A 16,605-nucleotide genomic window follows, 5' to 3' on the forward strand; every position below is an offset into this window, starting at 1 on the left:
CGGTGACTCGCTCGGAACATTTTGCAGAGGCGAAGAGGCTATGGTCGTGGGGCGGCGTGCGCGCCGCCCCCTACAACAACGTCGAAGGAAGCCAGCCATGAGTGCAGCCAACCGCGGAGTCGTCTACAAGGGCCCGGGAGAGGTCGCCGTCGAGTCCATCGCCTATCCGGAGCTCGCCCTGGGCAACCGCAAGTGCGAACACGGCGTGATCCTCAAGGTCGTCACCACCAATATCTGCGGCAGCGACCAGCACATGGTGCGTGGCCGCACCACCGCGCCCTCCGGCCTCGTGCTGGGCCACGAGATCACCGGCGTGGTGGTGGAGTGCGGACGCGACGTCGAGTTCCTCACCCCGGGCGACCTGGTCTCGGTGCCGTTCAACATCGCCTGCGGCCGCTGCCGCAACTGCAAGTCCGGCCAGACCGGCATCTGCCTCAACGTCAATCCGGCGCGTCCCGGCGCCGCCTATGGCTACGTCGACATGGGCGGCTGGGTCGGCGGCCAGACCGAGTACGTCATGGTCCCCTATGCCGACTTCAACCTGCTGAAGTTCCCGGACGCCGACCAGGCCATGGAGAAGATCAAGGACCTCACACTGCTGTCCGACATCTTCCCCACCGGCTTCCACGGCTGCGTCACCGCCGGTGTCGGCCCGGGCTCCACCGTCTACATCGCCGGGGCCGGCCCGGTCGGCCTGGCCGCGGCCGTGTCCGCCCAGCTGCTGGGGGCGGCCTGCGTGATCGTCGGCGACATGATCGAGGAGCGCCTGGCCCAGGCCCGCAGCTTCGGCTGCGAGACCATCGACCTGACCCAGGACGGCGACATGGCCGACAAGATCGAGGTGATTCTCGGCGAGCGCGAGGTCGATGCCTTCGTCGACTGCGTCGGCTTCGAGGCTCATGCCTGCGGCTGCAACCACGGCAAGGAGGCGCCGGCGACGGTGCTGAACTCCGCCATGTCGCTGACCCGTGCCGGCGGCCAGATCGGCATTCCGGGGCTGTACGTGACCGAGGACCCGGGCGCGGCCGACGAGGCGGCCAAGCAGGGCAGCCTGAGCATGCGCTTTGGCCTCGGCTGGGCCAAGTCGCACAGCTTCCATACCGGCCAGTGCCCGGTGATGAAGTACCACCGGCCGCTGATGCAGGCGATCCTGTTTGGCAAGGTGAACATCGCCGACGCGGTCAACGTCCAGATGATCACTCTGGACGAGGCGCCGAAGGGCTATGCCGACTTCGATGGCGGGGCAGCGAAGAAATTCGTCATCGACCCCCACGGCAGCGTGGCAGCCTGAGAGGCTTGAATTCGGCCGAGGGGGCGCGCCAGGTAGCCGGCGCGGCGAGCCTTCGGGGTGATCGACTCCCACGGCAGCGCGGCGGCCGGACGGCACTGCCCGCTCCTCCGACGGCGCCCCATGGGGCGCCGTCGGCTTGTGTGCTTAGCCGATTGCGACATCGCCATGCCATTGCCGGCCCCGGCGCCCAATCCCGGCGTTGTCAGCCCCCGGGGGTGGTGCCACCATGCGATAAGTGAGCCGACAAAGAACACAATGAGTGCCCCATGACCGTTCAGACCGTGACCCCCAAGCGCCGCTTTCGCGGCAAGCCCCGAGGCCGGGATCTCGACCCTGCCGCGCTCGACGCCCTGCGGCGGCTGTTGGGTGACGAGCGCGAGGTGCCCGAGCGCCGCCACCGCGACCTGCTGATCGAGCATCTCCACGTCATCCAGGACGATCATGGGCACCTGGCGCTGGCCGACCTGCGCGCGCTGGCCGCCTACATGAACCTGCCGATGGCGGCGGTCTATGAGACCGCCACCTTCTATGCCCACTTCGACGTGGTTCATGACGACCAGGCCCCGCCGCCGGCGATCACGGTGCGGGTCTGCGATTCAGTGTCCTGTCAGCTGGCCGGCGCCGCCGCTCTCAAGGCCGAGCTCGAGGCCGGCGCCGACCCCGAGCGGGTCCGCGTGCTGCGGGCGCCCTGCATGGGGCGCTGCGACATGGCCCCGGTGGTCGAGGTGGGGCACCGCCATGTCAACCATGCCACTCTGGAGGCGGTGGAGGCGGTGGTGGATACCGGCCACTTCCATCCCGAGGCGATCCTCTGGCAGAAGCTCGAGGCCTACCGGGAGGCCGGCGGCTATCGCCTGCTGGCCGATTGCCGGGCGGGTCGGGTGAGCGTGGAACGCCTGATGGAGACCCTGGAGACCGCCAACCTGCGGGGCCTGGGCGGGGCCGGCTTCCCGACCTTCAAGAAGTGGCATTTCGTGCGCGCCGAGGCGGGGCCGCGCTACTGCGCGATCAATGCCGACGAGGGCGAGCCCGGGACCTTCAAGGACCGCCACTACCTGGAGCGCGAGCCCCATCGCTTCCTGGAGGGGGCGCTGGTCAGTGCCTGGGCCGTCGAGGCCGAGGCGCTCTATATCTATTTGCGCGACGAATACCCCGGCCTGCACCGGGTGCTCCATGCGGCGATCGCCGAGCTGGAGGCCGCCGGCCTGGTTGCGCCGGGGGACATCGTGATGCGCCGCGGCGCCGGCGCCTACATCTGCGGCGAGGAGTCGGCGATGATCGAATCGCTGGAGGGCAAGCCCGGCAAGCCCCGGCACCGCCCTCCCTTCGTCGCCCAGCGCGGGCTCTTCGACCGCCCGACCCTGGTCAACAACGTCGAGACCGTCTACTGGATCCCGACGATCTGGGCCCGCGGCGCAGGCTGGTTCGCCGACCAGGGGCGCCACGGGCGCAAGGGGCTGCGCAGCTTCTCGGTCTCCGGCCGGGTCAATCGTCCCGGCGTCCACCTGGCCCCGGCCGGCATCACCCTCAATGAGCTGATCGAGGAATACTGCGGCGGGTTGCCGCCGGGCCACCGGTTGGCCGCCTACCTGCCCGGCGGCGCCTCCGGCGGCATCCTGCCGGCGTCCAGGGCGGATATCCCGCTGGACTTCGACACCCTCCAGGAGCACGGCTGCTTCATCGGCTCGGCGGCCATCATCGTGCTCTCCGATCAGGACGATCTGCGTGCGGTCGCGACCAACCTGCTGGCCTTTTTCGCCGATGAGTCCTGCGGCCAGTGCACGCCCTGCCGGGTGGGCACCGAGAAGATGCTGACCCTGCTGGAGCGTGACACCTGGCAGGCCGCGGACCTCGAGCGGCTCTCCCGGGTGATGATGGACGCCTCCATCTGTGGCCTCGGCCAGGCGGCGCCCAATCCGGTGCTGGGGCTGCTCAAGGACTTCCGCGACGAGCTCGCCGCGCAGAACGTGATCGTGAAAGGGTAGGGAGAGATGCCATGACGACCGAGACCTTTACCCTGACCCTGGACGGCGTGGACGTCAGCGCCGAGCCGGGGGAGACCCTCTGGCAGGTGGCCAAGCGGGCCGGCGAGACCATCCCGCACCTGTGCTTCAAGGACGCCTACGGCTACCGGGCCGACGGCAACTGCCGGGCCTGCATGGTGGAGATCGAGGGCGAGCGTGCCCTGGCCGCCAGCTGCCTGCGCGAGGCGCGACCCGGCATGGTGGTCAGGAGTGCCTCCTCGGAGCGGGCCCGCACCGCCCGGGAGGGCGTGCTGGAGCTGCTGGTCGTCGACCAGCCCGCCCGCGAAGCCGGTCCTGACCGCTCGAGCCACTTCTGGGACATGGCCGAGGCACTTGCCGTCGACGCCGACGCCGTCCGCCAGTGGCTGCCGTCTCGCGATGAGCGCGTCACGCCGACGGTCCACCACGTCCCCGAGCGGGACGCCTCGCCGGTGCACGACCGCTCCCACTCGGCGATGGCCGTCAATCTCGACGCCTGCATCGAATGCAACCTCTGCGTGCGGGCCTGTCGCGAGGTCCAGGTCAACGACGTCATCGGCCTGGCCCATCGCGGCGCCGCGGCCAAGATCGTCTTCGACTTCGACGACCCCATGGGGGACAGTACCTGCGTGGCCTGCGGCGAGTGCGTCCAGGCCTGCCCCACGGGGGCGCTGATGCCCGCGACCCTGGTCGACGAGGCGGGCCGGGGCGACTCGGCGGTGGCCGATCGCCGCATCGACTCGGTGTGCCCCTACTGCGGGGTGGGCTGCCAGCTCACCTACCACATCAAGGACGATGCCATCCTGCACGTCTCCGGCCGCGACGGCCCCTCCAACCACAACCGGCTGTGCGTCAAGGGCCGCTTCGGCTTCGACTACCCGCGCCATCCCGCGCGCCTGACCACCCCGCTGATCCGCAAGCCCGGGGTGCCCAAGGGCCTCGATCCGGCCTTCGATCCGGCCGACCCGACCAGCCATTTCCGCGAGGCGAGCTGGGACGAGGCCCTCGACCTGGCGGCCAGGGGGCTCGTCGACCTGAAGGCGGCCCATGGCCCCGATGCCCTGGCCGGTTTCGGCAGCGCCAAGTGCTCCAACGAGGAAGCCTGGCTGTTCCAGAAGCTGGTGCGCACCGGCTTCGGCTCCAACCACGTCGACCACTGTACCCGGCTGTGCCACGCCAGCTCGGTGGCCGCGCTGATGGAGTGCATCGGCTCCGGTGCCGTGACTGCCTCCTTCATGCAGGCCCTCGAGGCCGACGTGGTGATCCTCACCGGCTGCAATCCGGCGGTGAACCATCCGGTGGCGGCGACCTTCTTCAAGCAGGCCGCCAAGCAGGGGACCCGGATCATCATCATCGACCCCCGCGGCCAGGCCCTGGGCGCCTATGCCCATCAGACCCTGCGCTTCACCCCGGGGGCCGACGTCGCGCTGTTAAATGCCATGCTCAATGTCATCGTCACCGAGGACCTGGTCGACCATGACTACGTCGACGCCCATACCGAGGGCTTTGCCACCCTGGCCGAACATGTCCGGGAGCTGACGCCGGAGGCCATGGCGCCGAGCTGCGGCGTGTCGCCCGAGGCGATCCGCCAGGTGGCACGGGAATACGCCACCGCCGAGCGCGCCATGATCTTCTGGGGCATGGGCATCTCCCAGCACGTCCACGGCACCGACAATGCCCGTTGCCTGATCTCCCTGGCCCTGGCCTGCGGCCACACCGGTCGTCCCGGCACCGGGCTGCATCCGCTGCGCGGCCAGAACAACGTCCAGGGCGCCTCCGACGCCGGCCTGATCCCCATGGTCCTGCCGGACTACCAGCCGGTGGGCGATGCCCAGGTGCGCGCCGCCTTCGAGGAGCTGTGGGCGACCCCGCTGGAGGAGCGGCCGGGCCTCACCGTGGTGGAGATCATGGACGCCATCGCCGCGGGCACCATCAAGGGCATGTACATCCTCGGCGAGAACCCGGCGATGTCCGACCCCGACCTGGAGCATGCCCGGGCCTCGCTGGCCAGCCTCGAGCACCTGGTGGTGCAGGACCTCTTCGTCACCGAGACGGCCCAGTTCGCCGACGTGATCCTGCCCGCCTCGGCCTGGCCAGAGAAGGACGGCAGCGTGACCAACACCAACCGCCAGGTGCAGCTGGGTCGCCGGGCCGTGCCGCTGCCCGGCGAGGCGCGGCCCGACTGGTGGATCATCCAGGAGCTCGCCCGGCGCTTCGGCCTGGCCTGGGACTATGGGCATCCGCGGGAGGTCTTCGCCGAGATGACGCGCGGCATGGCCTCGCTGGACCACATCAGCTGGGAGCGCCTGGAGCGCGAGCAGTCGGTGACCTATCCCTGCCCGGCGGATGACGCTCCGGGGGCCGACGTGGTGTTCAGCGACGCCTTCCCCACGGCCACGGGCCGGGCGAAGTTCTCGCCGACCCTGCCGCTGCCGCCGGACGAGCCCGTCGACGGCGACTACCCCACGGTGTTGACCACCGGCCGCCAGCTCGAGCACTGGCATACCGGGTCCATGACGCGTCGCGCGCGGGTCCTCGATGACCTGGAGCCGGAGGCCGTGGCCAGCCTGGCCCCGGGCGAGCTGCGGCGTCTCCGCCTCGCCCCCGGCGAGCCGGTGACCATCACCACCCGGCGTGGCCAGATCACGCTCAGGACCCGGGTCGATCCGGCGATGGCCGAGGGCATGGTGTTCGTGCCCTTCTGCTACGCCGAGGCGGCGGCCAATGTGCTGACCAACCCGGCACTGGATCCCTACGGCAAGATTCCCGAGTTCAAGTATGCCGCCTGCCGGCTGGCGCCGGCGCCCGTCGAGGCGCTGTCCTGAACGCGGCGCGGAAAGAGGAGAAAACCACCATGATGATTGTCGACCTGATCGACGGGGATGACTTCCGCGACCGCCTGGTCGCCCTGGGCATTCGCATTCCGGAAGGCGCCTGCCCCGAGACCTGTGCTCGGATGGCGCTGCTCAAGCACATGGAGGTCGGGGTGCCGGGCCTGCAGGATCTGGTGCGTGAAATGATGACTCACACCGATATCATGCTGCCGTCGGTGCGCGCCGCCATCGAGCGCTTCCTGCTGCCCGGCCTGCGCTGACCGCGCGGCACCCGCCTGGCCAGGCCATGAACGACAGGACCCGCCGATGGCGGGTCCTGTCGTGTGGGGGGAGGGGGTCAGCCCTGGGCCAGCTGGAGGTGGGGCGCGCTGTGGCCCAGGTTCTCCAGCATGCGCTCGCTGTACCAGTCGATGAAGTCGATGACGCCGAACTCGAAGGTTTCCGAGTAGGGGCCCGGCTCATAGCCCTTGGAGTTGATGCCGCGCTGGTTTTCCTCGGCGAGGCGACGGTCCTGGTCATTGGTGGCGTCCCATACCCGGCGCAGCTGGGCCGGGTCGTAGTCGACACCCTCTACGGCGTCCTTGTGCACCAGCCACTTGGTGGTCACCACGGTCTGCTGGGGGCCCAGCGGCATGACCCGGAACACCACGGCATGGTCGCCCATGTAGTGATTCCAGGAGTTGGGCAGGTGGAGAATACGCAGCGAGCCCATGTCGGCATCCGGCAGCCGTCCCATCAGTTTCTTGCAGCCCGGCTTGCCGTCCATGGTCATCGACACCGTCCCTTCCAGCAGCGGGGTGCGGGTCAGGCGATTGCGCTTGCCGATGCGCTTGAGCTGCCAGGGCACGCCGGCCGCGTCCCAGTCCTGCTGCTTGCGAGCCACCAGGGCCCGATAGGCCGGGGTCGCCCTGGGGTCGTCGCTGTCGTCGAACTCCTGGAGGGAATTGAGCAGTTCGGGGTGGGCCCCGTTGCAGTGGTAGCACTCGCGGTTGTTCTCGATGACCAGCTTCCAGTTGGCCTGCTCGACGAGGCTCGACTCCACGGCGACCTTGACGTTGTCCATGTCATAGGGGGCCAGGTAGTGTTCGAGGGAGGCGAGCAGCTCATCGATGGCCGGCGGCGCGTCGGCCAGGCTGACGAAGATGTAGCCCCCGGCGGTGCGCACATGGACGGGCTTGAGCCCGTAGGCGCCGAGGTCGAAGTTCTCGCCCATGTCGCTGCCGGCGAACAGCAGGCGGCCGTCCAACTCGTAGGTCCACTGGTGGTAGGGGCAGACCAGCTTGGCCACCTTGCCCTTCTCGCTGACGCACAGCCGGGAGCCCCGATGCCGGCAGACGTTGTGGAAGGCGTGAACCTCCCCGTTGCTGCCACGCACGATGACCACCGGGTTGTCGCCCACCTCGAGGGTGATGAAGTTGCCCTTGGCGGGGATCTCGCAGGTCATGCCGGCGAACAGCCACTCCTTCTCGAAGATCTCCTGCATCTCCAGGCGAAACAGTCGCTCGTCGTTGTAGAACGGTTGCGGCAGCGTGAAGTGGGGCCGACGCTGCTGCAGCATCTCCACGGTGGCCTCGCGGGCCGGGGCCAGGGGATCATCCAGACGAGCGGGAGACATGGGATCCATGAGGGCACATCCTCTTGCAGGGCCGCTGGGCGGCTTTAGGGTTGTTCAGTACTGCGGAGTATGGCGCCGCGCACCAGGTGGGCCGTGGCGGGGTGGAGCGAGTGTGGAACACTGCAGCAGGGGGGGATTGTCTGCCGGCGACGTGATGTGATGCAGCCGCGACGCGGAGGGTGGCGAAAGTTGGCGGGCCTGGATGTGATGGACATGCCCATGTCGCAGACAGGCAAGTGGCCGGCGGCGCGGCTGCGCAGAATTCGGCCAACGGCAGGCGGTGGCACCGCGGTCGGAGACCTTCATGCTGCAGCCCAGGCGACACGAACATGACAATGAGCTTCCTCAATCCCGTTACTACCCAGACCTGGACCAACGGTCGCCACCTGGTGCGTTGCGTCAAGGTGATCCAGGAGACCTGGGATACCCGTACCTTCTGCTTCATGGCCGAACAGCCGGTCATGTTCTTCTTCAAGCCGGGGCAGTTCGTGACGCTGGAGCTGGAGATCGATGGCCAGCCCATCATGCGTTCCTACACCATCTCCAGCTCGCCGTCGGTGCCCTACAGCTTCTCCATCACCGTCAAGCGCATGCCGGGTGGTCAGGTCTCCAACTGGTTGCATGACAACCTCAAGGTCAACGACGAGCTGGCAGTACACGGCCCGGTCGGCAACTTCAACATCATCGACTACCCTGCCGACAAGCTGCTCATGCTCTCCGGCGGGGTGGGGGTCACGCCGCTGATGTCCATGGTGCGCTGGCTGTTCGACACCAACGCCGCCGTGGACCTGCAGTTCGTGCACAGCTCCCGCTCGCCCCGTGATGTCATCTACCATCGCGAACTGGAGCATATCTTCTCGCGGATTCCCGATTTCAAGCTGCATATCGTCTGCGAGCGCAGCGATGAGCTGGGCGAGGCCTGGTCGGGCTTCCGGGGCTACCTGAGCCAGGCGATGCTGGAGCTGATGGCGCCGGACTTCATGGACCGCGAGATCTTCTGCTGCGGCCCGACGCCGTACATGAACGCCGTGAAGCACCTGCTCGAGGCGAACGGCTTCGACATGAGCCGCTACCACGAGGAGTCCTTCGGCGCCACGCCGCTGGAGGTCCAGGAGGAGGTGATCGAGCACGTCGAGCAGGCCGAGGCCGAGGCCGAGGAGCTCGATGCCGCCGACATGATCAGTGTCGAGTTCAGCACCACCGGCAAGAGCGTGCGGATCCAGCCCGACGAGACGGTGCACACCGCCGCCGCCAAGCTGGGGCTGCATATCCCCAAGGCCTGTGGCATGGGTATCTGCGGCACCTGCCGGGTGGCGCTGAGCTCGGGGGAGGTCGAGATGGAGCACAATGGCGGAATCACCGACGAGGACATCGCCGAGGGCTACATTCTCTCCTGCTGCAGCAAGCCCAAGGGCGACGTGGTGGTGGAGTACTGATCGCACCGACCCCCGGGCCCGCCGCTAGTCGGCGGGCTCGAGCCGGAAGAGCCCGCCATCGGGCCGGTCATTGAGCAGGTAGACCAACCCCTCCGGTCCCTGGCGCACGTCGCGGATACGCCCGATCTGGCCGTCGAGCAGCACCTCGGCCCGGCGCACTTCATCGCCTTCCACGGTCAGCCGGACGAGCCGCTGGCTGCGCAGGCCGCCGGCCAGCAGATCGTCCTGCCAGCCGGCAAAGGGCCGGCTGCTGACATGGGCCAGCCCCGACGGTGCAAAACGCCCCTCGAACACGTACAGCGGGTCGCGCATGCCCGGGGCGCTGTCGCGGCCGATCGGCCGGTTGGTGGCGTAGTCCCGGCCGAGAGTCACCTCCGGCCAGCCATAGTTGACGCCCGCCTCGATGCGGTTGATCTCGTCACCGGTACGCGGGCCGTGTTCGCTGGCCCAGACGCTGCCATCGGTTGCCACGGCCAGGCCCTGAATATTGCGATTGCCCAGGGTGTAGACCGCATCGTCCACCCGCGGGTCGTCGACGAAGGGATTGTCGCCGGGCACGCCGCCGCTCTCGGTCAGACGAATCACGCTGCCGGCATGGTCGCGGCCGTCCTGGGCCCGCGGCCCCTCGCCACGGTCACCGATGGTCAGCAGCAGGGTGCCGTCCTGCCGCCAGGCAAGGCGCCCGCTGTAATGATGGGTGGGGGACGAGAACCTCTCCTGGGCGAAGATCTCCTCGACGTCGGCGAGCCGGGTGCCGGAGAGTCGCGCCCGGCCCACCGCCGTGCCCGTTCCGCCGGGACCGGATCGCGCATAGCTGAAGTAGAGCCAGTCATGCTCGCCATCACCGTACTCGGGGTGCAGCGCCAGGTCGAGCAGTCCGCCCTGGCCCCGGGCGGCCACCCGGGGCACGCCGTCAACGCGCCGGCTATGGCCCTGGCCATCGATCAACGCCAGCCGGCCGGGCCGTTCGCTGACCAGGAAACGGCCGTCGGGCAGGAAGGCGACGGACCAGGGGTGTTCGAGGCCCTCGGCCAGGCGCACCAGGCGCACGTCATGGACCGCGCCGTCAATCCGTTCGGCGATCACGCTGGCCGCCGGGACGTGCCCGCTGGCGACGAGCATCAGGGTGGCGAGCAGCCATGCGCCCCGACGACGCGGGGCAGGGAGCGTCGGGGGGGTGCCGGGTGGCGGGCAAAGCGAGGCAGCGGGCATCGCAGAGTCTCTCCCTGTCGCAGCCTGGTCACTGGTCCCAGTTACTCTAGCAGGCCGGGGAGGGCATGGCCGGGCAGGGTGAGTAGTAATTTGAATGATTAATCAAAATACAGCATCATGAAAACGCCCTGATTTGATAACACAATCGAATATAAAGGACGATTCCCATGATGCTCACTACACGACGCGCCTGGCTCGCGGCCGGCCTGGCACTCGGTCTCGCCGGCAATGCCCAGGCCGAGGTCAGCGTGACCCGCGGGGCCACTTCGATTCCCGACGGGGAGGCCACTGCCGCCGAAGACTTGACCATTGCCAACGGCCACCTGGCCTTCGCCCTGGCCATCGAGTCACGGCCGCCCTGGGGGGTGCCTCGAGGGACGCTGGTGGACCTGGCGGCCGTCAAGGACGGCGAGCAGGACCTCGACCGGGTCGCCTTCGCCGACTTCATTCCCGACAACTGGTCGGCCTGGCCCAACAGCGAGAAGTCCGTGGAGGTCCTGGAGGACAGCCCCGAGCGAGCCGTGGTACGGGTCCGCCGTGACTGGGGCGAAGCCTGGGTCACCACCACCTATACCCTGGAGGCCGGCAGCGACCGGATCGGCCTCGAGACACGGCTCGAGAACGCCGGCGAGGCGCCGCTGACGGCGATCCGATCCGGCTTCACCCTGTGGCCGGATACCGGCTTCCTGTTCGGTGTGCCGGGCCTCGGCGAGGCCAAGGAGAGCGTGGCCGACGAGGCGCTCACCGATCGCATGGTCGCCTATGACCGCGACTGGGCGATCGCCCTGCACGCTCCCTACTTCGATCGCATCAACTACGAAGGCCAGGACATGTACCTCGAGCATGATCTGGCACCGGGCGCGAGCCGCACCTTCACCGGCTCGCTGCAGGTGGTGCCGAAGGGGGACCTGGCGCCGGTGGTGGCCCACGAGATCGAGCGCACGGCGCAGGAAGCCGGGCGGATTGCCGGTACCCTGGACACTGACGACGGCGAGGCTCCGGAAGACGGCCTGGTGATGGTCGAGAAGCAGGGACACCCCTATGCCTGGACCCTGGCCGAGGGTGGCCGGTTCGCGATGGATCTGCCCGTTGGCGACTATCGGGTCTATGCCACGGCCATGGGCCATGCCAACAGCGCACCCCGCGATATCAGCGTGGCCGCCGATGGTGAGCAGTCACTCGCTTTCGAGGGGCTCGAGGGCCCGGGAACCCTGGCCCTCGAGGTGGTCGAGGCCGGCAGCGGCGTGCCGCGGGATGCCCGCCTGACCATCGTCGACGGCCAGCAGCCGCCGGTGGAATTCCTCGGCAAGCAGACCTTCTTCACCGTGCTCGACCCGGCCGGTTCCGCCGAGCTGTCGCTGGCGCCGGGCGACTACCGCCTGGCGGTAAACGCCGGGGCCGGCTTCACTGCCAAGGGCGAGACCCTCGAGGTGAGCCTGGCATCCGGCGAGCGCGTCGAGCGCATCGTCGAGATCGAGCGCCTGGCCGAGCCCAATGGCCGCGGCTGGTATGGCGCCGACCTGCACCATCATGCCAACGTGCTGGAGGGCACTACCCCACCGGAGACCGTGGTGCGCGCCCAGCTCGCCACCGACCTGGACCTGACCTTCGTCAGCGACCATGACTCCACGGCCAATCACGCGACCTTCCAGGCGCTGTCCGACAGCCGCGGCGTGCCCTTCATCCCGTCGGTCGAGATCTCGCCCTCCTGGGGGCACATGAACCCCTTCCCCATCGCCCTGGGCGGTGAACTGAGTGTCGATCCGGGCACCGATGCCGTGCAGGCCATCCTTCAGGATGCCCGTCGCCTGGGGGCCGAGGTGATTCCGATGAACCACCCGTACAACGACTACGGCTACCTGAGCAACCTGTCCAGTGACAAGGTTCCGGGCGGCTTCGCCCCGGGCTTCGATCTGCTCGAGCTCAACGCCGAGGTCGACAACGCCAAGACCGTCGAGAGCGCCCATGCGCTGTGGGATGACGGCACGGCGATCTACTTCACCGCCGGCACCGATACCCACGATGCCTGGAACGACCTGACCGGTCGCATCCGCATGATGGCGCGGGTCCCCGGCGAGTTGTCGCCGCGGGCCTTCGCGCGTGCCCTCAAGCAGGGCCACGGCTATGCCACCCAGGGGCCGCTGCTGTATCCGCAGAACGCGCTGTTCGGTGACACCCTGCGCCTGGCCGGCGACGAGCAGGCGACCTGGCGGGTCGATGTCGCGGCGGTGGACGGTCTGGCCGAGGCGCGCCTGATCGGTCGCGGCGGCGAGGTCGTCGCCACCCGCGAGCTCGACGGCCAGGCCGCCACGCTGGCCTTCCCTCTGGACGCCGAGGTCGACGGCTGGGTGGCCCTGGAGGTCGCGGATGCCGACGGCGACCGGGCGTGGAGCAATCCGCTGTGGATCAAGCGTCAGGACAGCTCGGCCTATCTCTCGGCCGCCGCTGACTGACTCCCCGGTGGGCTCGACGGCGATGCTGAGGCGGGGCCGGCCATCTCGGCCGGGCTCGTCCCGTATCGCTGGCCCCACGCGGCCGCGCCCAGGCGCGGCCGCGTGCCGTTCGGCAGTCGATGCCGCTGACCCGTCAGACGACGCCTGCAGTCTCTCCCATCCCGCACGCCTCAACGTTCCGTCACGCGCACACCGTCACTGAGCCGGTCATTGGGATAGAGCACCACCCGCTCGCCGGCGGCGAGCCCGTCGCGGATCTCCACCTCGAGGCTCGAGCGCTCGCCGACGGTCACGGTCCGTCGGCGCACCTCGCCATCCTCGACGACGAACACCGCCCAGGCGTCGTCCGGGGTGGCAGCGTCCTCCGCTGGGCGAAACAGCGCGCCCTGGGGCAGCTTGAGCACCTCCTCGTCGAACAGGATCACCCGCACGTCGACCCGATAGCCATGGCCAAGCCGCGCCCACCGCTCGGGCGGGTCGGTGAAATCCAGCAGCACGTCGACGCGCTGCTCCTCGATGCCCAGCGCCGAGACCCGGGTGTGGCCCAGCGGCTCGATGCGCCGCACCCGGGCCGCCAGGGGCGGACCGCCCCAGCCGACGATCCGTGCCCGCTGCCCCGCGGCGATGCGTACCGCGTCCTCGGACAGCAGGTCGACGATGATCTCCAGGTCTCGTGGGTCACCGACCTCGAGCAGCGGGGTGCCGGCGTCGACGACCCCGGCGCTCTCCCGCAGCACGCGCAGTACCACGCCATCGACCGGGGCAGTCACCGGCAGGCATTCGCAATGTTCGCTGGCACCGGCGATCTCCTGGCGGGTCAGCAGCCTCGAGCGCGCCTGGGCGAGCTCGTGCTCGCGCATCTCCAGCGCCGCCCGGGTGCGGGCCAGTTCGGCACGGGCCACCCGGTGCGCCCGCTCGGCATCGTCCAGGCTGCGCTGAGCGATACTGCCGGCGCGCCGCAGGCGCCGGGCCCGTGCCAGCTCACTGGTGGCGAAGGCCAGGTCGGCCTCGGCCCGCTCGCGCTCGGCGGCGGCCAGATCCCGGGCCGCCTCGGCGGCCTCGATGGCGGCGCGCTGCTCGGCTTCGCTGCGCACGTCGAGAAAGGCCGGGGTGGCGGGCTCGATGCGTGCCAGTTCGGTGACCTCGGCCTCGACGGGGTCGCCGGCCTCGGTGCCGATGCGCAGCAGGTGCCCGGCCAGCGGCGCGTCCAGGGTGTAGACATCGCGCACCCGGGTCTCGCCCTCCTCGTCGATGGTGACCGTCAGCCGACCCTGCTCGGCGACGGTCAGGTCGACCGGCACCGGCTGGGGGAGCAGGGCATAGCCGAGGCCGGCCACCAGCATCAGGATCAGGCTGCCCCACAGCAGCATTCGCCGTCGCTTGACGTCCATGCACTACTCCCGTGTCTTGAGGACCGCGATCAGGTCCAGATGATCGAGCCGGCGGCGCACGATGGCCGCACAGGTTACCGCCGCGGCCAGGGCGATCAGGCTGGCCTTGGCGTAGGTGGCATTGTTGATCACCAACGGGACCCGGAACAGTTCGGTGGCGAAGGCCGCGGTCAGGTACCAGGCCAGGCCGAAGCCGATCATGCAGCCCAGCGGGATGGCCAGCCAGGTGAGCAGGCCGATCTCGCCGAGCAGCAGGTAGGAGATTTCCCAGCGACTGAAGCCCAGCACCCGCAGGGTGGCGAGTTCCCGGGCGCGCTCGGAGAGGGCGATGCGGATCGCATTGTAGGTCACCCCCGCCGAGAGGGTGGTGGCGAAGGCGATGAAGAAGCCGACGAAGATGTACAGGAATTGGCCCAGGGTCTCGTAGAAGGTGTCGATCGCCGCCTGACGGAACTGGATGGCCGAGACGTCCGGCAGTGTCTTGAGGCGGGCGAGCAGTTCGGCCTGCCGTGCGGGATCGACGGCGATATGCATCCCGCCCACCACCCGGCCGTCGCCCAGGTGGCGGTTGAGGGCCGCGAGGTTCAGGTAGGCCGGGGTGCCGAGGTGGGTCTCGAAGAGCCGCACCACCGGTAGTCGGAGCGTCGGGCGGCGCCCCTCGAGGACTTCCACGGTCACCCGGTCACCGACCCCGGCGTCGAGCCGCTCGGCCAGCGTGCGCGACAGCAGCAGGCCGTCCTCGGCCACCGACACGCGCTGCCCCTGGCTGTCGATGACCGGACTCAGGGTGGCGTCCGTGGGGACCCCGCTGAGCCCCTGGCGCTTGTGGTGCAGCCCGTGGGAGAGGCGGGCGGCGACCCCTCGGAAGGGTTCGGCGGCCAGCACCCCGGGCAGGTCCTCGACCGCTTCGATGCTCGACCAGGGCGTCACCTCATAAAAGCTCAGGGTGGCATCCTGGTGCTGGCCGCCGATGAAGACGCTCTCGACCATCGAGTCGATGGCGTCCAGCCACTGCAGGGCCGTGATCAGCACGGCCACCGACATGGCGAGCCCCAGGCTCGCCATCAGTGCGCGCAGCGGCCAGCGGAGCAGGCGGCGCACGATCATCCGGGTAGGCTCGTCGATCCACCGGGCCATCGCCGAGCGCGACAGCCGGGTACGCTCGTAGACTGGCGGCGAGGGGGGCAGCATCGCCGCCGCCGGGGGCAGGGCGATGGCCTGGCGCACGGCCGAGAGGCTGCCGGCCAGGGCCGCGGCAAGGCTCACCCCGGCGGCGATGACGAAGCTCGCCGGCCCCGGCTGGTAGAGCAGGAAGGGAAAGCGGAAGAAGTCCGCGTACAGGCGAGTGTTCCAGTGCCCGAGCAGGCCGCCGAGCACCGCGCCGAGACTCACGCCGAGGGCGGCGATGACCAGCACCAGCTTGGCGTAGTGGATCCCGATCGCCAGGTCGGTGTAGCCGAAGGCCTTGAGCAGGCCGATCTCGTGACGCTCGGTGGCGATCAGTCGAGCCATCACCATATGGGTCAGGAAGGCGGCCACCGCCAGGAAGATGCTCGGCATGATCCGCGACATGTTGCGCTGCATGGCGATCTCGTTCTGCAGGAACCAGTTGGAGACCTGGTCGGCGCGGGCGATGGCCCCGGTGCCGCCATAGGGGGCGAGCAGGCCATCCAGGCGCAGAATCGCCTCCTCGGCGCGAGTGCCGGTCTCGAGGGTCAGGGCGACGCTGTTGAAGGCGCCCTGCATGTCGTAGGCTGCTTCCAGGGCCGCGCGGTTCAGCCACAGGATGCCGTAGCGGGTATCGTCCGGCATCAGCGCCCCCGGGGCGATGACATAGACATACTCCGGGCTCAGCGCGATGCCGACCACCTGCAGGGTGCGCTGGCGTCCCCGCATCACCGCCACGAAGGTGTCTCCCGGCGCGAGGCCATGGGCCTCGGCGAAGGCCTCGCCGACCACCACCTCGTCGGACCGGTTGGCGGCGGGGCGGCGTCCGGCCCGCAGCGTCAGCACGTTGAGCACCTCGGGGCCGGCCTCGGGCAGCGACAGCAGGCGGGCGGTCACTGGCTCCGCCAGGCCGGGCATGTCGAGGATCGCCCCCTCGCTGATGCCGGTCTCGACCAGGCGCACCCCGGGCAGAGCGGCGATTTCTCGGGCCAGGGCGTCGGGGGCGCGCTTGGCCTGGGCGAAGACATCGGCGAAACGGGAGCGCTCGTAGTAGGCGTGGGTGGTGTCCTCCAGGGCCTCGATGGTGGTCAGCGCCATGACCAGCAGCGCCGTGCCCGAGGTAATCACCAGGGCGATGGCCAGCACCTGGGCGCGCAGCCGCCAGAGGCCGCGCAGGAGCTTGCGGTCCAGGGCGCTCATCGG

The 16,605-nt window shown here is 69.4% G+C and carries 10 protein-coding genes; 6 read left to right on the forward strand and 4 right to left on the reverse strand.

Features of this window, described 5'->3' with window-relative positions; genetic code table 11:
• Positions 1-97 precede the first annotated feature (97 nt).
• The 4 genes from fdhA (at position 98) to EKG36_RS09925 (ending at position 6,388) form a co-directional block, all read left to right on the forward strand.
• On the forward strand, positions 98-1,291 hold the full coding sequence (fdhA, locus tag EKG36_RS09910; RefSeq protein WP_126483593.1) for a formaldehyde dehydrogenase, glutathione-independent: 1,194 nt from the start codon (positions 98-100) through the stop codon (positions 1,289-1,291).
• A 266-nt stretch (positions 1,292-1,557) separates the two neighbouring features.
• Positions 1,558-3,276 carry an NADH-ubiquinone oxidoreductase-F iron-sulfur binding region domain-containing protein gene (locus tag EKG36_RS09915; RefSeq protein WP_126483595.1) on the forward strand — a complete coding sequence of 573 codons (1,719 nt, stop codon included), beginning with the start codon at positions 1,558-1,560 and terminating at the stop codon, positions 3,274-3,276.
• 11 nt (positions 3,277-3,287) lie between these two features.
• Positions 3,288-6,119, forward strand: a complete 2,832-nt coding sequence (gene fdhF / locus EKG36_RS09920; RefSeq protein WP_185827528.1) for a formate dehydrogenase subunit alpha — start codon at positions 3,288-3,290, stop codon at positions 6,117-6,119.
• A gap of 29 nt (positions 6,120-6,148) precedes the next feature.
• On the forward strand, positions 6,149-6,388 hold the full coding sequence (locus EKG36_RS09925; RefSeq protein ID WP_126483599.1) for a hypothetical protein: 240 nt from the start codon (positions 6,149-6,151) through the stop codon (positions 6,386-6,388).
• A gap of 77 nt (positions 6,389-6,465) precedes the next feature.
• Here the strand turns inward: EKG36_RS09925 and EKG36_RS09930 are convergent, their stop codons facing one another.
• Entirely contained in the window at positions 6,466-7,752 is a 1,287-nt protein-coding gene (locus EKG36_RS09930; RefSeq protein ID WP_126483601.1) for an aromatic ring-hydroxylating oxygenase subunit alpha, read from the reverse strand.
• Positions 7,753-8,072: 320 nt separating this feature from the next.
• Here EKG36_RS09930 and EKG36_RS09935 point away from each other — a divergent pair, with 320 nt between their 5' ends.
• A complete protein-coding gene (locus tag EKG36_RS09935) occupies positions 8,073-9,179 on the forward strand; it encodes an FAD-binding oxidoreductase (RefSeq protein ID WP_126483603.1) in 1,107 nt (368 codons plus the stop codon).
• A gap of 24 nt (positions 9,180-9,203) precedes the next feature.
• Here EKG36_RS09935 and EKG36_RS09940 read toward each other — a convergent pair whose 3' ends face one another.
• A complete protein-coding gene (locus EKG36_RS09940; RefSeq protein WP_246007479.1) occupies positions 9,204-10,391 on the reverse strand; it encodes a PQQ-dependent sugar dehydrogenase in 1,188 nt (395 codons plus the stop codon).
• A 167-nt stretch (positions 10,392-10,558) separates the two neighbouring features.
• Here EKG36_RS09940 and EKG36_RS09945 point away from each other — a divergent pair, with 167 nt between their 5' ends.
• Entirely contained in the window at positions 10,559-12,844 is a 2,286-nt protein-coding gene (locus EKG36_RS09945; RefSeq protein ID WP_126483605.1) for a CehA/McbA family metallohydrolase, read from the forward strand.
• Between the two features lie 170 nt (positions 12,845-13,014).
• On the opposite strand, the gene EKG36_RS09950 is transcribed toward EKG36_RS09945, so the two are convergent.
• A complete protein-coding gene (locus EKG36_RS09950) occupies positions 13,015-14,235 on the reverse strand; it encodes an efflux RND transporter periplasmic adaptor subunit (RefSeq protein ID WP_126483607.1) in 1,221 nt (406 codons plus the stop codon).
• Between the two features lie 3 nt (positions 14,236-14,238).
• Positions 14,239-16,602: an ABC transporter permease gene (locus tag EKG36_RS09955; protein ID WP_126483609.1), complete on the reverse strand. Its 2,364-nt coding sequence runs from the start codon at positions 16,600-16,602 to the stop codon at positions 14,239-14,241.
• Positions 16,603-16,605: the final 3 nt, after the last annotated feature.

The sequence above is a fragment of the Halomonas nitroreducens genome, from assembly GCF_003966155.1.
GTDB lineage: Bacteria > Pseudomonadota > Gammaproteobacteria > Pseudomonadales > Halomonadaceae > Halomonas > Halomonas nitroreducens.